15 protein-coding genes are annotated in these 18,877 nt (G+C 41.5%); 5 read left to right on the plus strand and 10 right to left on the minus strand.

Annotated features, from left to right (window positions below; translation table 11 throughout):
- Positions 1 to 52 precede the first annotated feature (52 nt).
- The 8 genes from SJY38_RS15090 to SJY38_RS15125 all read right to left on the minus strand — a co-directional run bounded on the left by SJY38_RS15090 (position 53) and on the right by SJY38_RS15125 (position 8,896).
- The gene (locus SJY38_RS15090) at positions 53 to 946 is read right to left on the minus strand and encodes a DUF4097 family beta strand repeat-containing protein (RefSeq protein WP_377110094.1); all 894 of its coding nucleotides are present in this window, start codon (positions 944 to 946) and stop codon (positions 53 to 55) included.
- Positions 947 to 1,152: 206 nt separating this feature from the next.
- Positions 1,153 to 3,681: a TonB-dependent receptor plug domain-containing protein gene (locus SJY38_RS15095; RefSeq protein WP_377110096.1), complete on the minus strand. Its 2,529-nt coding sequence runs from the start codon at positions 3,679 to 3,681 to the stop codon at positions 1,153 to 1,155.
- A 642-nt stretch (positions 3,682 to 4,323) separates the two neighbouring features.
- Complete coding sequence (locus tag SJY38_RS15100; RefSeq protein ID WP_024033999.1) at positions 4,324 to 5,169, minus strand: DUF4198 domain-containing protein; 846 nt, start codon at positions 5,167 to 5,169, stop codon at positions 4,324 to 4,326.
- 34 nt (positions 5,170 to 5,203) lie between these two features.
- A complete protein-coding gene (locus tag SJY38_RS15105) occupies positions 5,204 to 5,713 on the minus strand; it encodes a DUF2271 domain-containing protein (RefSeq protein ID WP_004586015.1) in 510 nt (169 codons plus the stop codon).
- Positions 5,713 to 6,345: a PepSY-associated TM helix domain-containing protein gene (locus SJY38_RS15110; protein WP_004586014.1), complete on the minus strand. Its 633-nt coding sequence runs from the start codon at positions 6,343 to 6,345 to the stop codon at positions 5,713 to 5,715. Before SJY38_RS15110 ends, SJY38_RS15105 begins: the two co-directional genes overlap by 1 nt.
- A 122-nt stretch (positions 6,346 to 6,467) precedes the next feature.
- Complete coding sequence (locus tag SJY38_RS15115; RefSeq protein WP_273587877.1) at positions 6,468 to 6,866, minus strand: YbaN family protein; 399 nt, start codon at positions 6,864 to 6,866, stop codon at positions 6,468 to 6,470.
- 128 nt (positions 6,867 to 6,994) lie between these two features.
- The gene (locus SJY38_RS15120; RefSeq protein WP_286741678.1) at positions 6,995 to 8,311 is read right to left on the minus strand and encodes a carbohydrate porin; all 1,317 of its coding nucleotides are present in this window, start codon (positions 8,309 to 8,311) and stop codon (positions 6,995 to 6,997) included.
- A 102-nt stretch (positions 8,312 to 8,413) separates the two neighbouring features.
- Positions 8,414 to 8,896: a MarR family winged helix-turn-helix transcriptional regulator gene (locus SJY38_RS15125; protein ID WP_004586011.1), complete on the minus strand. Its 483-nt coding sequence runs from the start codon at positions 8,894 to 8,896 to the stop codon at positions 8,414 to 8,416.
- Positions 8,897 to 9,439: 543 nt separating this feature from the next.
- Between SJY38_RS15125 and SJY38_RS15130 the strand changes: the two genes are divergently transcribed.
- The 4 genes from SJY38_RS15130 (at position 9,440) to SJY38_RS15145 (ending at position 15,418) form a co-directional block, all read left to right on the plus strand.
- Positions 9,440 to 10,300: a D-hexose-6-phosphate mutarotase gene (locus SJY38_RS15130; protein WP_154945253.1), complete on the plus strand. Its 861-nt coding sequence runs from the start codon at positions 9,440 to 9,442 to the stop codon at positions 10,298 to 10,300.
- A gap of 21 nt (positions 10,301 to 10,321) precedes the next feature.
- On the plus strand, positions 10,322 to 10,855 hold the full coding sequence (locus SJY38_RS15135; protein ID WP_377110099.1) for a PH domain-containing protein: 534 nt from the start codon (positions 10,322 to 10,324) through the stop codon (positions 10,853 to 10,855).
- Entirely contained in the window at positions 10,848 to 12,392 is a 1,545-nt protein-coding gene (locus SJY38_RS15140) for a PH domain-containing protein (protein ID WP_286741677.1), read from the plus strand. Before SJY38_RS15135 ends, SJY38_RS15140 begins: the two co-directional genes overlap by 8 nt.
- A gap of 206 nt (positions 12,393 to 12,598) precedes the next feature.
- Positions 12,599 to 15,418, plus strand: coding sequence for a hypothetical protein (locus tag SJY38_RS15145; RefSeq protein ID WP_286741676.1), 2,820 nt, complete (start codon positions 12,599 to 12,601; stop codon positions 15,416 to 15,418).
- 84 nt (positions 15,419 to 15,502) lie between these two features.
- Here the strand turns inward: SJY38_RS15145 and SJY38_RS15150 are convergent, their stop codons facing one another.
- Both SJY38_RS15150 and SJY38_RS15155 read right to left on the minus strand, forming a co-directional pair.
- Complete coding sequence (locus SJY38_RS15150; RefSeq protein WP_377110101.1) at positions 15,503 to 16,648, minus strand: tetratricopeptide repeat protein; 1,146 nt, start codon at positions 16,646 to 16,648, stop codon at positions 15,503 to 15,505.
- A 48-nt stretch (positions 16,649 to 16,696) separates the two neighbouring features.
- Complete coding sequence (locus tag SJY38_RS15155) at positions 16,697 to 17,830, minus strand: PepSY-associated TM helix domain-containing protein (RefSeq protein WP_377110103.1); 1,134 nt, start codon at positions 17,828 to 17,830, stop codon at positions 16,697 to 16,699.
- A 364-nt stretch (positions 17,831 to 18,194) separates the two neighbouring features.
- On the opposite strand from SJY38_RS15155, the gene SJY38_RS15160 reads away from it, so the two are divergent.
- Positions 18,195 to 18,809 (plus strand): PQ-loop domain-containing transporter, encoded by a 615-nt coding sequence (locus tag SJY38_RS15160; RefSeq protein WP_138577361.1) that lies wholly within the window; start codon positions 18,195 to 18,197, stop codon positions 18,807 to 18,809.
- The last annotated feature ends 68 nt before the right edge of the window (positions 18,810 to 18,877 follow it).

Here is an 18,877-nt window from a genome sequence, read left to right on the forward strand (position 1 = left end):
GCTTTAAAAATACAATGGGTCATGTGGCTGAAAATGGATCATTTAGTCATAATTAATCGGCTACTTTTACAGGGCCGTTAATGTTATCAATGCTTACATCGCCTGAGCCCGACTCGGTAATGGTAAGCCCCATAGCGTGGTTTACACGAATGTCGCCCGAGCCATCTTCAATGGTTACGCTTGCTTGCACGTGCTCAATGACTAAATCGCCAGAGTTATCGTCTACATCAACTGCGCCATTAATGTTATTAATGGCCATGCTGCCTGAGCCGTCTTCAACAGTTAAGGTGCCGCGCACATTACTAATACGCATATCGCCCGAACCATCATCAACTTCTGCGTTGCCGCTAACATTATTAATATTTACGCTGCCAGAGCCATCGGTAAGCGCTAAGTTGCCCGTGATGTTTTCAAGGGTTATATCGCCTGAGCCATCTTCAATAGTAAGGTTTTTAGCGCTGTTGATAGATAAGCTACCTGAGCCGTCTTCTATATCTATATTATTTTGCATAGCGCTTATTGCAATGTCGCCAGAGCCATCATTAATATCGAGCATTAAATTACTTGGCACAGTAACCACTAAATCAATGTGTGGCGATTGGCCGCTGTAAAAACGCATACCGCTGGCAGTATTGTTGTTTGCAACTAAGGTAGCTTGTTTGCCATTTTGCTCAAGGGTAAGCGTGTATTCGTCTTCAATATCGGCGGTAAAAATTGTGGCATCTACACTTATGCTGGTGGCATTGGGCGAGCCTTTTATTTCAAGAGAGCCTGCACCGCTTAATACGTTTAAGTATTCTAGATTACTGCTTGGCAGTGATAACTGCTGAGTTTGTTTTACTGAGGCAACGCTTGGCGATATATGAAACACACAGCCGCTTAATAATAAAATGCCGCCAATAAGTGAAAGTGGTTTTGTAATGTTAGATACAGTTGATGAGCTCATGTTTAGTCCTTTGTGTTTGTTATTTATGCATGTTTTGTATAAGCATAGTAGAGCAAAAACAAGACCAACTGTAAGTCATTGATTTTATTGTGGTGGGATGTGTTTATGAAAAGTGGATTTACTAATAAGTGGTTAAATACACTAAGAAGTAATTAAAAAAGGATGCACATGGCATCCTTTTTAAGTGTTTGCTTTTAGGTTATTTATTAAAAGCTGTAAGTAATATTACCGTATAGGAAGCGCCCGTCTAATCCGTACGGTGCATATGGCGTGTACGGGAATATTTGGCCAAAGTCAGAGTAACCAATGTTATCTACCGTTGCTTGTGGGTACTGATCGAACAAGTTGTTTGCACCTACTGCAAACTTCCAGTATTCGTCTGGGCGGTAGGCAACTTCTAGGTCGGTGATCCATTTAGGGCCAATGTACTCATCGCGATCGGCAGTGGTAGAAATATCAGCCACTTCACCGTAGCGCGTTGCACGAAGGGTGGTTTGCCATTCGTTAAAGTTCCACACTGCAGATAGGTTCCATTTGCTATCTGGCGTCCCTTCTTCAAAGCGGCCTACTTCGCGGCGTGCAAATACAACGTAGTCGTCACCTAGTGAGTTTAGCTCGCTTGGGTTGTCGTCTACGTGCGTTACTTCGGTATCGTTAAAGTTAGCCGCTACGTTTAAGCGTAAGTCACCTAAATCGCTTAAATCTAAGTTGTAGGTAGCAACAATATCAACACCTTGCGTGCGCGAGTCGATAGCGTTAGTAAAGTAACGTACGCTTTCTGTGTTTAGCTCGCCGGCATTTTGCAGTATTTCTACTACAGCATCTCCCTCTAGGTTTTCAGACAATACAATACGGTCATCAATATCAATGCGGTAGGCATCTACAGTTAGGCTAAAGCTGCCTTGCGTGTACATAAATCCTGCTGTTACGTTGACTGATTCTTCGGCATCTAGTTGTTCAGCACCAAGTGCCTGCGCTGCCGCTGAATCGGTAGGGAATAAACCTACTTCAAACGGTTGGTTGTTCTCAAGTACGGTAGAGATTTGGCGGTACGAGCTTTGCGCAAGTGATGGAGCACGGAAACCTGTGCTAATTGCACCACGTAGTGATAGGTTTTCGTTAATGCTGTAACGTGACGCAAGCTTTGATGTAAATGTATCGCCAAAGTCGGTGTAATCTTCGTAGCGACCCGCTAAAACAAGGTTCCAGTCTTCTGTTAGGTAAGTATCAAACTCAACAAACACGGCTACGTTATGGCGGCTTTCGTCGGTTACGCTTTCTGGGCCAAAACCAGCTAATACTTGTGCGCCACCGGCAGCAATTGGATTGCCATCGCTATCTAAAGCGGTAATGTAAGAGGCTTCTTCGCCTTGCTCAATTTTGTAGCTTTCGTGGCGGTATTCTGCACCTACAGTAAAAAATACGTCATCTGGCAAGCCAAAATCTAGCACTGTATTTGCCGTAGCGTTTACTAAAAACTGATCGTAAACCAATGCACCGTTGTCAAATTCGGTTGGGCTGTCGGCACCTAGAGATGTATTTATACTATTTACAACGCCGAAACCAAAGTCGTTACGGCCGTAGTTGGTACTTACATCCCATGTCCATTCGCCAGTTTCGCCTTGCAGGCCTAGGGCAAATGAGTAATCTTGTACGTCGGTTTCAATTTGCGGTAAAAAGCCATCCGGATACACTTCTAACACGTTGCGGCTGTCTTTTGCACGGCGGTAAAAACCACCTGAGTTACCTTCGCGTTTTGAGTAGCTACCAAACGAGTACAGGTTATAGCCGTTATCAAAGTCGTAACCCATGTTGTAAAACAGTGCGTAGTCTTCAAGCTCTGCTTTACCAAAGCGGTGGTTGTAACGGTCGATGGTAAATTCGCGTGGGTCTAGGCTGCCATCTTCTAAGCGGTCGTATTGCTCGCGCGGGTCAAAGCCTGAGCGCTGCGTAGAGTCGTTATCACGATACTCAATTGATACGTTCACAAAGCCGTTATCTAAAAGCTCAAAACCAGAGTTTGCGCTAATTGTACGACTTGCGCCGTCGTTTACTTCGCGGTCGGCGCCGGTATTAAAGGCAAGGTTGCCATCGGCATCTGCGTAGGTGCTTTCTAGCTGAGGTACGCCAGCCATTTGGGTGTCGTACTCGCCGTAGGTTACGCTTACGCTGCCCCCTTCTGAGGCATCTTTAAGTACAATGTTAATTACACCGGCAATGGCGTCTGAGCCATACTGCGCTGCTGCGCCATCACGTAGTACTTCTACGCGTTTAATGGCTGAAGTTGGGATCATGTTTAAGTCAACAGCGGTAGAACCACGGCCAACAACACCCGCTAAGTTTAATAGCGCGCCAGCGTGGCGGCGTTTGCCATTAATAAGCACTAGGGTGTGATCGGGTGCTAAACCACGTAATACAGCCGGTTTAGCGTGGTCTGTACCATCACCCATGGTGGCGCTTGGGTAGTTAAAGCTAGGTACTTGGTTGGCCAGTATTTGGCTAATTTCTAGTTGACCCGTGCTTTGCATATCACCGCTGGTAATAATATCTACAGGTACGGTACTTTCGGCAATACTGCGCAGGCTTCTGCGGGTACCGGTAACCGAAATCACTTCAATACTTTCTTGTGCTTGAGTGTCTTGTTCTGCAGCAAATGCAGGAGAATAAGACGCGCCAAGCGCAGAGGTAACGGCCAGGCTAAGTGCTACTTTTTTGGCTGATAATTGCTTTAACATGATGTTGATTCCCTTAAGGGCTGCTGACTATTGATTTTTCAAAGGAGCGCATAATATAGAAGGCTCTACCTGTGTGCAAAGATAAAAACTGTCTAAGTTATTCTAAGTTGTTAACAACTAAAATGACAGTTTACGCCCGCTATAGACGTTTAGATCGCTCGAGTTGCAATCTTGTGTCGAATGGCTGCAAATTCAAGGTAAGTTGTCGGTTTTTTTGAAAAAACAAAAAAGGCCAAGTTAGGGCGTGTTGCACTTTGCGGATTGAAATTTGTTCAATCTAGGGGCGATTAAATCGCGGCGCGAGGTTTGTAACCTAGTGGGCTCGATAACTGCTCCTGCGTTATTCTAATGACTTACATCCCTGTAAGAATAAGTAAAAATCGAGTAAAGCTTCCGCGTCCTGATCACGCCCCTTACCTACATCCATGTAGGCAACAAAGAGTTTATCGCCCCTAGGCAGAACCCGAAGGGCAGCACATGTTTGGCATTTATGCTGCGTTATCGCCTATTTATGGGGAATAACCACACTTCATAGGCTCTGCCTTGCCTAAAAACCAAACACACTGCTGTAAATTCAACCATCAAAGCTCAACACGCCCTGAAAACTTGGCCTTAATTTATTGTGTAAATTGCGTGAAAAAATTATTCAGGCGCTACTTCTAACGTCGTGAATAGAGCATAACGACCGGCATCTACGCCTTCTTCGTTTACTTTAACTTTGTTAGAGGTTTCGATTAGGTATAGGCCTGGCTCTTTCCAGGTTGTGCTAAACATGCCGTTTTTATCGGTTGTTACTTTTATTTCCCCACGTTCGTTACGGTAGCGTGTATCGCCTTTTAAAATGCTTACTTCAATGCCTTCGCCCGCTGGCTTGCCATCTTGTAGTAACTGAAAACGCGCTTGCTCGCCAACAAATAAATCGTTTGGATGCGTTGGGCCGCTAAGCTCAAGGCCTAAACCAAGTTGTGCAGGCTTAGAAGTACCGTTACGGCTTACAAATGTATCTACTGTAGATATAACTTTAGTTGTGGTTACATCTTTTGCATTGCTTGGTAATTTAGCTTCTGACTTTTTACCAAATACGCGCTTGCGCTTACCTTCTTCGTTTTTGTAGAAGGTCATGTACATTGGCTTTTGCGTCATGGCAATGTGGTAAGTGCCTTCTTCTTTTAGGCTTACCGCCGCTGAGCTTTTACGCTTTAGGTAATAAGCACGAATGGTCTCAGATACTTCTTCGCCGTTTGGTGCAAGGGCCATAAGTAGAGTGTCGTCGTACTCTGCGCCTTTTTCTTTTGGTTTAAAGGCTTTGTCGGGTGCAAATATTTCGTTAGAAATACTCGCGTCAATCATTACGTAGTGCGCTTTGTCGCCAGATAATGACGTGTGCGAAGGTAATAACCAGCGCCCATGTGCACTTGCCGATGTAGATACCAGCGCCGATAAGCTAAGTGCGCCAATTAAAGCCGTTTTTAATAAATTAATTTTCATTGTATTTCCTTAAATTCAAATGATTAAGTAGCAGCTACTTAGTGCTTACGGTTACAAAACTTGTAGAAAATTCTTTTTTACCTTCAATGGTCACTTTGCCAGCTTGCGATAAATCAAGCTCTACGCGGCTGTAATCACGGCCGCCTTCTTCGCGCACAACCTCAATGTTTAAAAGGTATTTGCCAGGCTTTACGGCATTGCCGTCTAAATCTTTACCTTGCCAGTCAATGGTGTAAGTACCTGCGCGCTTAGTGGCGCCGCTTATGCCGTCAAAGTTAATGTCGGTTTTACCTGCTTTACGCCACCATTGGCGCAGATCTTTAAACCATTCTGCTTTTTGAACCCATAGCGCAAGCGTCGTTACGTGTTTACGCTTTGGCGTTTCTAGCCAAACAGCTACGTATGGGCGGTGGTAAGGTTGTACATCAAGATCGGGTAGGGTTAATTCAATCTCTAGCTGTGGCGTTTGTGCCTGCGCAGTTGTTTGAAATAATGCGGCAACCATTAATAGTGCTGCACTTAGTACCGTACTTACTTTTAACATTAAGACACTCCTTTAATTTGTGGCACCCAACATAAATAAATAACCAAAGGCGTTGCTATGCCTAAAACGGTTATCCATATTCCTGCTAAGCGTTTTTTTCTGTTTTGAAATAAAATAATCATCCCGGTGATTGAAAAAATAATCATCAATACCGCTGAAATATCAATAACCCAGCTCCACACGGCGCCACTGTGGCGGCCTTTGTGTAAATCGCCAATCAGGCTTAAAAAGCCACCGGTTTGGTAATCTAGGTTTAGCTCACCGGTTGTAAAATCAAGCTCTGCGTAAGCAAAACCTGCCGGTAGTGGGTAGTCGAGCATAACCAGCGCGTCTTCTTTTTCCCACTCAATGCTTTTAACTTTAGTGAGCGCGTATTGCTCGGCAAAAAACGCTTCTATGTCTGGGTAGAGGGTGGGTAATGTATCTAGTTGAGTATTTGCTTTAGCCATTAACGCTTGAGGAATAGCGGTACTTACTTGGCCGTTGCTTTTGTCGTTTTTAAGCCAATCAACATGGTTAAGTACAATGCCGCTAACGCAAAATAAAATAAGCAAAAAAAACAAAGCTGTAGAAATATAAATATGGAGCGCACGGCTTGTGCTGTACAAAGCCCGCTTATTAATAAACGCCATAAAAACAGTAATTAAATTAAATTTAGAATATGATAATCATTTGCATTAACTATTACAAATTTACTTACTTAACTTTACATTAAATTTTTGGCTAAACGGTGTGTGCATGCAAAAAAGGGCGGTTATTTAGCACTTGGTGGGTGCGAGGGCCTTAAAATTAGGTAAATCATAACGGCTATTTCAATTACGCCAACAAGGTAAATAACCCAAACAGGGGCGTTTGAGTAAAGCAAAAATACAAAACCAATAAGCATACCAATCGCGGCGTAGCATTTTGCTTTTACAGGCACTACTTTATGCGCTTGCCATTGTTGTAAGGTAACGCCGTAGCGAGGGTGGTTAAGTAGCCAGTGTTCAAGCGCTGGTGATGAGCGAGTAAAGCAGGTAAGCGCAAGAATAAAAAAAATGGTGGTGGGCATAACCGGCAGCACAATACCAATAATGCCAAGAGCCACTAACAATAACCCAAGTGCTTTAAGCCATAAGTTTTTATAACAAATAAATACTACTTTTATATTCACTTAGGCTCTTTTAAGTAATGGCTGTTAGTTAGGATTGTAGGCCAAATAGTTATAAAATCGAACCCTATAAACGCAAAAAAGGGCAAACTAAGTTTGCCCTTTTAAAATACTAAATATGTTTTACTTATTTAGAAGTAGTAACCTACGTTGATGTTAAAGCGACGTTCTGTGTCGCCATCACCTGCAACAGAGCCACCAATAAATGGCTGGTTACGTGCTTGAATAAAGTCAAAGTAAGTAAATAATGCACCGGCCGATACGCTCATGCCTGTTACATTCATCCACGTATCTGGGCTGTCGTCAGACTTGTCGTAAATAATGCCGTAATCGTTGTAAAATTGAACGCCTGTTACTGGGCCCCAACCAAGCGATAGGTCGTAAGCTACGTTAAAGTTGGTCATGGTTGCTTCGCTTGATACGGTATCGTAGTAATCAAACGCGCCAACTACAAAGCGGTTGCTGTTGTCGTCTAGGTCGTAGTCGTACTCGCCGTGCTGAAATTGAATATTCCAGTTGTTAATTTGGCTATTTACATGAAACGCCCATGCGCCGTAGTTACCTGCACGGTCGTTACCGTCGTGCAAACCACCGCTTAGTAGTGATACGCCAATATCGGTTTTAGCGTTTTCACTGTGCTCAATTTGATACACTGTACGACCAGCAAAAGTGTTGTACTCACCAAGGCGTGAACCTGGTGCGTCGTAGGTGCCTTCGGTTGTTGCACGGCTACCAACAATATCGTAAGAGTAACGTTCGTTAACTTCTGAGCTGCCATCAACGCCGCCTACTTCATCATTTTTGAAAAAGCCGAGGTCTAGTTTCCAGTTGTCTTTAAGTTTACGGTTTACTGTTACACCTAAATCAAAGTCATCTTCTAGGCCAACGTAGTAGTTGGTGCTAAAAAAGTAGCTGTGTGAGTTGTATGGGCCGTTACCAAACGGTACAGGTGCAATACCGGCTTGCGCTTCCCAGCCATCTGTAAATTCGTAACCTAAGTATGCATACTTAACAATGGTCATGTAATCGTAAAAACGAAAATCACCATTTACAGAAATATCGCTAATTTCACCCGATAAGTTAAGGCGAAATACTTCAAAGTCTAAATCGCCGCCACGGTCTTGCGTGTCTTCATCGTAGGTGTTTGTGCTGTAGTTAAAACGTACGGCACCGCCAATTTTAATGCCTTCATCTTCTTGTTCAGGCGCAGCGGCGGCAACAACTTCTTTGTTGTCGGCCTTTTTACTGATCTCGGCAACTTGTTGTTCGTGTTGCTTGTTGATTTGGCTTTGCTTTGATTTTTCATCAGCAAGCTGCTGTTCAAGCAACTGCATTTGTTGCTTAAGCTGCTTTAATTGGCTTTGCAGTGTGTCGAGATCGGCTGCATTAGCTGTGCTTGCTGCACCGCCAAGCATTAGTGCTAGCGTTAATTTTGAGAGTTTAGTCATTGTTGATGCTCAGGTTTTGATTAAAAAATAAAAAAATTCAAGGTGCCCAAAAGCCCCTTACGAATGATGTAAGAACTAATTTAAATTTATTTTTTATTTTTTTTATTTATTTGGTGTTTGAGTTAACGCGCCTACCTCTAACAGAGGTGATGCGTCTAACTTATCAGCATCCATCATTGCTGCAACGCGTTGCATAGATGAAAGCAATAAACTTTGCTCCCACTCTGCAAGTGCAGAAAACTTTTCAATAAAGTGTTCTTGCAGTGGCTGAGGTGCTTTTTCTAGTAACTCTTTCCCTTGCTCGGTGAGGTATAAGCTCACTCGGCGTTTATCCATTTGACTACGAACGCGTGTTACAAGGTTTCTGCTTTCTATTCTATCAAGAATATTAGTTACAGTAGCCGGGCTTAAGTTAACATTCTGAGCGATACGGCTTGCTGTTATTCCATCGGTGTGCGCTACTTCTTGCATTATAAGCAATTGTGGGCCTGTTAAACCTGATGTTTTATTTAGCTGCTTAGAATGTAAGTCAATCGCGCGGATTACTTTACGTAAAGAAACTAATAATTCGTCATATTTTTGCATTTGCTTATCTCGTCGATGGGCCAAAGGTGTGCCGTAATCGCGAAATGTTACACATCAAATAAATTGAATTCAAATAATAAATTAAGCTTGAGCCCATGTTTATTGGTTTTTATTAGTTTGAGCAGAAACTAAAATAGTATAATTTTGTTTAAAACTTATTAAATGTTATTAGCATATTGTTTGCATTGTGGTGCGCACACTACGTATGTTGTGAATAATTGGCAAGTCTTATGGTTTAGACTTTAGTATTATACCCACCTGCATTAATACCTTAATAAATTTAACATGCGTTTGCCTAAGCTTAGCCGCGGTTTTACTGCCCTAAAGCATGGCCATTATTTATATGCATTAATGTTATTTATAACAGCTGTTATTAATTGGTAATTGTTTGTAAGTTAGCTGTGTATGTATTAATCGCCAATGAACAAATTTCAATCCACAAAGGTCAACACGCCCTAGCAAGTATAGCGTATACTTTGCACATGCATTATTGTTTGTATGCACATGTTAAAAATCTTTAATATCAGCATTGTAGGGAAAAACATGAAATTATCGCCATCAGTTAGCATTGAACAAAGCGAAACCGGCCTAGAGTTTATAAAAGTTGCGAGCTCGAAGTGTGATGCAAAAATATTTTTGCAAGGCGGGCAAATTACCGAGTTCATTCCAAAAAATAACAAGCCACTTATTTGGGTCTCTAAAAATGAGACGTTTCAAGAAGGGGTGAGCATTCGCGGTGGTATTCCTATTTGTTGGCCTTGGTTTGGTAACCATGAAAACCAAGATTGGCCAGCGCATGGCTTTGCACGTACCAGTTTATGGCAAGCTGATGCTGTGCATGAAGATGATGAGCACATTACAATTAGCTTAAACTTACCCATGAAGTTAGTTAACCCAACGTATTGGCCGCACCACTCGGCGTTAAAGGTTGAGTTTGTATTGAGCGAGCAATTACAGGTGCGTTTAACAACCACTAATTTAAGTAATAGCCCTTTTAGCTATACGCAGGCTTTGCACAGCTATTTTCCTACCTCAGATATAAAACACACCCATGTAGAAGGTTTACAAGGCGCGCAATATATTGAATTTGGCGAAGGGCCGTTTGCGCAAAATGCGCCAGTGAAGTTTACCCGCGAAACCGATATGGTTTATACCCAGGCCGCTAAGCAGCAACACATTCACACCCCAGATGGGATTATTAATGTAAGCCGCGAGAACTCAAGCTCGTGCGTGCTGTGGAACCCATGGATAGAAAAATCTAAGCGTTTATCTAATTTTGCTGACGATGAATACCTGAGCATGGTGTGTTTAGAAGCCGCTAATGTGTTAGAAGATAACGTGACACTTGAGCCTAAACAAAGCCATACGTTAGTTACTACAATCAGCTGGGCTAACAGTCAGTAAATAGGAAAGGTATTTAAAATCGTGTTTGATAATCAGCAAGTAATGGATTTACCAAAGCATAGCGAAATACAGCTTAACCCCTTGGCCGATAAAGCGTTACTACACGTGCAACTTAATTGGCTGGCGTTTTACATTCCTTTTTGCGCGGTACTGTTTGCTGTTTGTTACTTTAACGAAGCGTTTGCTAACAAAGCACAAACCTACTTGCTGATAGGCGTGCCTATTTTAATATTGCTTTCAATGCTTTATAACGCCCTGAGTATTAAGCTGCAGGGCTTTGCGCTGCGCAATCACGATATTGCGTTTAAAAAAGGGGTTATTTGGCAGCAAATAACTATTTTGCCCCTCGCGCGTTTACAGCATATGGAAATTCACCAAGGCCCTATTGAGCGAAAACTAAAGTTAGCCAGTTTAAAGTTATTTAGTGCCGGCGGGGTCAGTGCTGATTTACAAATAAGTGGCTTAACCCACGAGCAGTGCAAAAACATACGCCAATTTGTACAAAATTATCGCCAAGACGACACACCCGCGCAGGTTGAATTAGCAAATGAGTAATACCATTAGCCAGGAGCAAAGTAGCTCACTACATTGGCAAAAAGTATCGCCTTGGGCGGTGTTGTATTTTGTGGTGTATTTTAGTGTGCGCTTTGTAAAAGACGGGCTTTTAAACCTGCTGCCTATGCTTGTGGTGTTTGTAACACAAGTAGAAAACAAGCTGTTTTGGGCGCAAGTTGCAGGTGCTATTGCGATAGTGACACTGCTAATATATTCAATTTTATATTACATAAATTTTAAGTTTTGCATTAGCGACGATCACGAAATTTTGCTTAACAAAGGGGTGTTTAAAAAAGAGCGCCTAACGCTAAAGTTTTCGCGCGTGCAAAACGTTAATATTGCTGAGCCCTTTTATTTTACGCCCGTTAATTTGGTTAATTGTATTTTTGATGCCGCAGGCAGCGTAACCCAAGAGGCGGTATTGCCAGGTGTTACCAAAGCCTATGCACAGCAAATGCGTAAACAAATTTTTGCCTTTAAAGCGCAGCAGCAACCCGACGAGCAAACACCCTCAAGCGAGCATTTTGAAGCAGAAAATAGCTTACGTATCAGTAATAAAGAAATCGCTAAATTTGGCTTAATGTCTAATATGGCTATATTAGCAATGGCCGCTATTGCGCCTTTTATAAATGTGTTGGTTGATTTTTTAGAGCAGCAAATTATTGCTAAGGTAGAAGGGTTTTATCAGCAAGAGCTTGGTTTACTGGCAAGTGCTGCAACCTTTGCCATGATAACGCTTATTGCTTTGCTTGTTTTAACGGCTGTGATGTTGTCGGTAGGTATGTCGCTTATTCGTTTTTATAACTTTGAGCTTTACTTTAAAGGCCAAAAATTTAAACGTATTGCTGGCTTATTAGAGCGTCATCAGTTGTCTATGAGCATGGATAAAGTGCAATCTATAGTTATAAAACAAAACCTAATGGGGCGGTTACTAAAGCGTTTTACCGTTGAGTGCTTACAAGCAAGTAGCGGCGGTATAGCGGCGGGCGTGGCTGCTAAAAAAAATAAACAAACCTTAGTGTTACCCGTTTTAAATAACGAGCAAGTAGATAGCGTTTGCCAATGGATTTACCCGTGGTTTAATAGCAAAAAATTGCAGTTTAACGGCGCAGAACCGGCCTTACTTTATAAAAACTTGAGCTTTTATGCCTTAATTCCAAGCGCTATTGTGCTGTTAGGTTGTTATTTAGGCGACTTTAATGCCTGGCTTAGCTTGGGAGTATTACTTATTTTAGCGGGATTAGTAACGCTTGCTTATCAGCGTTATGGCTATTATTTGCATGAAGACAACGGCCGTTTTTACATGGTGGTACGCAAAGGTATGATAGGTGTGCATTACCGTGTGTTTGAACTGTATAAAGCGCAAAGTGCACGCAGTATTAGTACCTACTTTATGCGCCGCGCAGGGCTTAAAAGCCTGTATATACAACTTGCATCAGGGTTTGCCTTTATGCCTTATATAAAGCAGCAAGATGCTGATTATATAATTGATTTTACTCTTTATCAGGCGGAGTCAACGCAGCGTAACTGGATGTAATTATACCAATCGACTTACATATTTAGCCTTTTTAGGTTGCCAAATAAAGCGTTAACGGCGTTATAGATTTTTCATGTAAAACAAGGTATTGCTTAATTTTAAAGCTTATAAAACATACACTTTCATAAGCTTTGTTACATTTTTTTACTGCAACATTGGCTGGTTTAATAATACTCTAAGTGGTATCAATCATTTAAAGGATTATTATGAAAAAATCACTCATCGCTGCCTCTTTGTTATTAGCCACACCTACCTTAGCTGCTGATTGGCAAACTATTCATACCGAGCACTTTAATGTGCATTACAGCACCGAAAACGCCGATTATGCTAAATCGACAGCTGTCGAACTTGAAATAGTACGCAGTAAAGTGCTTGAGCAGCAAAACCGAGCGCTCGATAAAGTAGTTGATGTGGTGGTGTTTGATCCCCTAAATGCGCCCAACGGCTTTGCTTTACCTACTTCTAATAATCCTTTAATGGCCCTTTTTACCACGCCCCCGCAATCAGACACGGTGATTTCTAATATTAGTGGCTGGCAGCAATTACTGATATTGCACGAATATATTCACTTAGTGCATTTAGCGCAGCCAACACGCAACACGTGGCAGCAAAAAATACGGGGTGTGTGGGATATTTACGACTTAACTTACAGTGATATGCCGCGCTGGGTAGCCGAAGGTTATGCAACCTTACTTGAGTCAAAAATGACGGGCCGAGGGCGACTATTTGATAACTACACTGAGTCAATGCTCATTGAGTTTGCCCAGCAGGGGGCATTGCCTAGCTATAGCCAGCTAAGCGATACAGAGGGCGGTTTTATGGCTGGCTCTATGGCGTATTTAATGGGCAGCCGGTTTTTAAATTGGCTAGAGCAAACTTATTCAGCGCAAATGCTCGATGCTGTTTGGACACGTATGCAGGCAGTTAAAAAGCGTGATTTTAACGAGGCCTTTACTGGGATATTTGGCCAAAGTGCGGCTAAGTTATATGGCCGCTTTATTGCACAATATACCTATAAAGCGATGGCAAAAGAGCAGTCAGAGCCTGCGCTTAACAGCGAGCTGTGGTTAAAGCTTAACTTATATGCAAGCAACCCTGCGCTTTCAAAAGATGGCAGTAAACTTGCGATTGTTGAGCGTGATAAAGATAAAAAAACCAAGCTTATTATTTATAGCACGCAGGATAATACTAAAGCTGAAGATGAATTTACAAAAGCACAAAAAGCGCTATTAGAAAACGATGCATTGGATATACCCGATAACGCTCCGAGTGTATTTAAACGTGAGAAAAAGCACGTATTAAATCAAATAAACAGAGCGGGAATTGCAAATCCACAATGGGTAAATAACAGCACACTTTACTTTAATGCTTATACACGTGAAGAGACGGGTATTTATAACAAAGTGTCTGATATTTTTAGTTATAACACCGAAACCGGAAAAGTTGAGCAATTAACTAAACTTGCTGGCTTACGCCGCTTTAGTGTTACAAATAATGGAGAAACCCTTTACGCCGAGCAAGTACGTGGTGGCTACTCAGAATTAGTAAAAGTAGACTTAGCAACGCAAACCATTACCCCTTTATTTACTAAAAGCTTAAAAACAGCTTACGACTACCCAACTTTTAGCCCTGATGAAACCCAATTAGCTTATGTATCAGCCAATTTAAATGAGAATTGGCAGTTGTATATACAAGATATTGCCAATAATACTCGCCAAGCCGTGCCTATGCCAAACGGGTATCAATACCTAAGCCAACCCAGCTTTAGTAAAAACGGAGAAAAAATTTACTTTGTAGCCGGCTTAAAAGGCTCAACTGATATTTATAGCTACCATATTACAAGTAGCACATTAACTAAACTTACTCAGGGCCAAGAAGCCGTTGCCCACCCGCTAGAAACAAACGAAGGGGCATTACTTTATTTATCTATTACTGCTGATGGGCCTAATGTAAAGCAACTACCGAGTACGCAAGAGGGTGAAATAGTCACTGATTTAGCACTTGATAATAGCGCGCCATTGCTTTTGGTTGATCAATACACTTTGCCTAAAGCAAAAATATATAGCGAAAATGTAGGTAAACAAAGCAGCTACGATGTGCTTGAGCAGCATGCGAGCCTAGCGCTAGGCGCACAGTATTACTCGGCCGCTTCAAGTGCTTTAAATATAAATATTAAAAGTAGTGACTTACTTAAACAGTTAGACCTTCAAGCGGGCTATAGTGTTGATCTAAATGATGATGCTTTGCATGGTGGGTACGCCCAAGCAAAATACAATGCACTGCCAGTTAAGCTTAAATTGAGTGTATTTGATTATGATTTAAATACCGCAAAGCAGTACCAAGCGAGCGAAAATGCAGAAGTATCTGCACGAGGTGGTTTTGCAGCCTTAAGTTACCCGATTAAATACGCGGCGTTTAGCATAACGCCAGAGCTGGCTTATAACTATACCGATTATAAGCAAGACTATAATAAATGGGCACGCATAGGCATTACACAAAGCTGGCAGTACGACCGCCAAGCATTTGCTATAGGGCAAAGTGTTAATGCCCAGTATTACGATGGCAGCAGTAAAAACAATAATTGGGATGGCTATGATTTAGCGGCCAAAGTATTTGGTAAAGCGTTTGATGTGCCGCTTTATATTAATTTTACTCAAAAGCAGCGCGAAGATAGCAGCTTAGCGCTAGGCGGATTTAGCTCAAACCTAATTAGCGAGCATCAAAATAGTGAGTTTGTGCTTTCATCAGAGCTGCCATTTTATAGCACAACTGCTGAGCGCTACATGGGTTATGGCGGTGGTTTTAGCTTTAAAGAAGGCATGCCGTGGCTTTATTACAAACAGCATCAGGTAGATGATGCGGTATACGCACAAAGTTATGGTTTAAAATATCAAGGCAATTTTAGCTTTGGATTAGGCCCCGTCGGTGTGAACGATTTAACCTTTAATATGGGATTATCGCGCGTTGAGGGCGATAGCTTTGAGGATGAAATGCGCGGCTGGTTTAGCTTTTACTACTCGCTTTAAGTAAATTGCTATAACACGCTAATGCACTTGTGTAATAAGTGCATTAGCAAAAGCCGCGTTTAAACTAATTTAAAATAAAGGTGGTTAATTGTGCTTGTTTAGCGACGCAAGCTTAGCTTGATATACGTTTAGCCTTTCTTTATTGCGCTCATACTGGATGGCTTTTTCAAGCAAGCTTTGTGTTTGCGCTGTATTACCTTGTTGGTAGCGAATTTTAGCCAGCTCTAAATAGAGCTCCGATATATAAGGGGCTTTTGCAATGGCGAGTTCGAGTTGTTTTTTAGCTTGAGTGACCTTGCCCTGATGTAAGTTATTTTTAGCAATAACGAGTAGCTCGTAGGGATCTTTTTCTTTATCAACAAGCTGGCTTGTTAGGCGTTTTTCTAGTGTTTTATCTCCCAGCTCTTTTGCTAATATTCGATAGTTATTAATTAAATTTATACTTATATCGTTTCTATCAAGCGCGGTTTGGTAAATCATGTGAGCGCTTTTTAAATCGCCTGCACGGCGGTGCAGCACGCCGGTTATATTAAACAGCTCTGCATCGTTTGGCGTAAAGCGGTTGGCTTGCATAATTAAAGAGTAAGCCTTATTAAGGTTGTTTTCGGCTAGTGCCGTGGCCGCTAAGTTGCTATAAAAATTAGAGAGTAAATCGTTATACGTAGCGCTGCCTGAATAAAAGCTGCCGCGGGTGGGGAAGTAATCAATTAACGTGCCTGCGCGAATTATTACAATAATATCTTCATCTGTTTCTTTTTTTGGGGCGTAAATTTTCGTTCTAAAGTGGTTAGCAACATAAATTACATTGCCTTCTTTGGCATACACAGGTTCGCTCGTCATTTCTTGAAAGCTGGTTTCGAGATTTAAAAGCTGCGCATAGCTTTGCGTAAGTATGGCTAAACTAATGCAGTTACCTTCTGAGCGTTCAATCGATTGTTGGGCTGTGAGGGTGGCGCCGTCATACTTAAAGTTGGTGAGCTGGTTTTGCAGGTAATTAAAAATAATTTCATCAGCGCGTACATTGTTTAAACGCGAGTGTGCGTAGGTTAAAAACGCGCTTTTTTCAGGCTCCGACAGCTCAAAAATACTGTGCTCGCTAGGTGTTTTAACCTGCTCGAAAAGCGAGTGATTTATTATATGGGTAAGTTGTACTTTTTTAATTGGCGCTTCAGGCGGGGTGCTACTGCAAGCAGTTAGCAATAAACTAAGTGTAAAAACTAAATCTTTCATATATCACCTCACTGTGATTTTTAACATTACAGTGAGGTGATTTTTTAATCAAGCACTTACAGTGCGGTGTTTACTTAAGCGGTTTTTTTGAGACTGTTTTTTACGCTTACGGCGAGTAAACCATAAATAAAAGCCAGTACCGCCAAGCCAAACAGGGCTTAAACCAATAACACACCAAATTATTTTACTAATGAGCCCTGCAAAATAGCCAAAGTGTAGTTTTCTAAAGCTATCAATTACTTGCCAACCTACACCCACTTCGCGAATGTCCCAGTTAGCCATATGCTCGCCCGTTAGCTTATTGTAAGTCACGGTATTGGCATATTCACTGGCAAGCGGGTTGCTGGTATCAACCTCACCAAATAACGTTACGTTTTCGTCTGGCTCAAGCGGCATTACTAAAAACGTACCATTAAAGGTGGGTATTTGCTTTTGGCTGTCATCAAGTACGTGCTGAAAAGAAATCTCTTCATTGTATAAATTTTTAGTTAATACAAAGTGCTCTTCTTCTGCGTGTTCAATTACTTCGTGATACCACACCGCGCCGTTAAAGTAGCCGCCGGTGATGGCTAAAATTATAATAATTGGCGAGCCAATTACGCCGGTCATTTTATGAATGTCGCTAAGCACTATTTGCAGTGTGGCGCGCCAGCGTACGCTAAATAAACGCTGCCAAAACTTACGATAAATAATAAGACCTGTAATACCCAGTACTAAAAAAAACACCGCAAAAAAGAACCCTAAAACAGTGCCAGTTTGCCCTGGTAAGCTTTTTAAATCGTTAAGTAAAAAGGTGTAATGTAAGTCTAAAAACCAGTCGGTAAAGTAATGGCTAGTGCCTACTGGCTCCGATAAAATATTGCCCGTGTATTGATCTAAATGAAATTTATACCAGTCCTCTGTACCGCGTTTAATTAAATAAACCCGATCAGCAGTATCATCGTTAAATATTTCCCAGCTACCAACAACATACTCAGGGTAGGTTTTTTGAGTTTTTGTTATAAGTGTATCAATAGGTAAGCGGTTGGCTTGTTGTTGTACAACAAAGTGACTGTCTGGCATTAGTAAGCCGTCAATCTCGCTTTTAAATACCAAAACGCTACCAGTTATACTGATAACAAGCAGCGGAATAAGCGCTATAAGGGCTACCCAGCTGTGAATTTTAAAAAGTGTTTTTCTCATAGTTTATTTTTTGTGTAATTGCCACGGACCTGCGTATGATAACAATTATCAGTTCTATTTCATAGTTGTGCGATGAATGCACAATAATTGTTTTAGAGCGAGCCGATCTCTAGAGTAAAATGTGTTTAAGCTGTGGTGTAAGGTTGGTAACTTTTAAATGCAAAGAGGCTCTGGTGTTCACTTAAAGTAACGCTTTTTGTACAGCTATCTTGCCAGTGCCTAATATAGGTTTACGCTAATTTGTTGAGTAAAATGTATTCATCATTACAATGCGCGCTCACTTTAAAACCCTTTTAAAAACATATGTTTATTTATTGTTTCAGGCGGGTTTTATATTAACATTTAAGTAACGAGCGAGGTTGTTTTGGCGCACTATCTACCTATTTTGTCGGCTTTTATTTTAGTTTTTAGCTTTTTACCGCTATTGAGCAAAATTAGAAAGAATCGCAGTGTGTCGGGGTTATCACTATTAATGATGACCTTTGGTTTAGCACAAAGCCTCTACTTTATTACTTACAATATTTATTTTGAACGCTACTTTATTGCTTTACCATTTTTTGTAACTGGAGCGCTAAGTGGTTTAATTTTATATTACTTTGCACGCTATAACGCCGCAAAAGCTGAACGTATACAGCTTTTGGCTATGCTTGGCTTTTCGTTATTACCTTTTTTATTGCTGTTAAATAAAAGCCTAGAAACATCATCGGTCCTCAACGCCCTTACATACGTAGGGCTGGTAATGAGCTCAGTGCGGGTTATGCCGCAAACGTATAAAACCTTACGCAGTGGCAATATTAGCAATTTAAGCGCCCGCTACTTTAGCTTGCAGTTTGTAGCAGGTACCTGTGGCTTATTTGTAGAGCTAAGCAGTGCTATGCCCAGCACCTCGCATATTTTAATGTTTGTTATGCTACTACTTACAAATGCCGTGCAATTTGCATGTATGCAATATTATAAAATGCGCCCCGCAATGGCTTAAAAAACAATCGTCTGCTATTTATATTGTGCTAAATATGTGGCAAGTTACTTTATCAAATAAAAGGATAA

The organism is Pseudoalteromonas sp. R86517, from assembly GCF_042466295.1.
GTDB classification, from domain to species: domain Bacteria; phylum Pseudomonadota; class Gammaproteobacteria; order Enterobacterales; family Alteromonadaceae; genus Pseudoalteromonas; species Pseudoalteromonas atlantica.

What these genes read in the sequence shown, in the direction of transcription:
- SJY38_RS15090 (WP_377110094.1), bottom strand. Translation starts at nt 946, where the DNA reads ATGAGCTCATCAACTGTATCTAACATTACAAAACCACTTTCACTTATT.
- SJY38_RS15100 (WP_024033999.1), bottom strand. Translation starts at nt 5,169, where the DNA reads ATGAAAATTAATTTATTAAAAACGGCTTTAATTGGCGCACTTAGCTTA.
- SJY38_RS15105 (WP_004586015.1), bottom strand. Translation starts at nt 5,713, where the DNA reads ATGTTAAAAGTAAGTACGGTACTAAGTGCAGCACTATTAATGGTTGCC.
- SJY38_RS15150 (WP_377110101.1), bottom strand. Translation starts at nt 16,648, where the DNA reads ATGAAAGATTTAGTTTTTACACTTAGTTTATTGCTAACTGCTTGCAGT.
- SJY38_RS15145 (WP_286741676.1), top strand. Translation starts at nt 12,599, where the DNA reads ATGAAAAAATCACTCATCGCTGCCTCTTTGTTATTAGCCACACCTACC.
- SJY38_RS15140 (WP_286741677.1), top strand. Translation starts at nt 10,848, where the DNA reads ATGAGTAATACCATTAGCCAGGAGCAAAGTAGCTCACTACATTGGCAA.
- SJY38_RS15155 (WP_377110103.1), bottom strand. Translation starts at nt 17,830, where the DNA reads ATGAGAAAAACACTTTTTAAAATTCACAGCTGGGTAGCCCTTATAGCG.
- SJY38_RS15120 (WP_286741678.1), bottom strand. Translation starts at nt 8,311, where the DNA reads ATGACTAAACTCTCAAAATTAACGCTAGCACTAATGCTTGGCGGTGCA.
- SJY38_RS15130 (WP_154945253.1), top strand. Translation starts at nt 9,440, where the DNA reads ATGAAATTATCGCCATCAGTTAGCATTGAACAAAGCGAAACCGGCCTA.
- SJY38_RS15110 (WP_004586014.1), bottom strand. Translation starts at nt 6,345, where the DNA reads ATGGCGTTTATTAATAAGCGGGCTTTGTACAGCACAAGCCGTGCGCTC.
- SJY38_RS15095 (WP_377110096.1), bottom strand. Translation starts at nt 3,681, where the DNA reads ATGTTAAAGCAATTATCAGCCAAAAAAGTAGCACTTAGCCTGGCCGTT.
- SJY38_RS15125 (WP_004586011.1), bottom strand. Translation starts at nt 8,896, where the DNA reads ATGCAAAAATATGACGAATTATTAGTTTCTTTACGTAAAGTAATCCGC.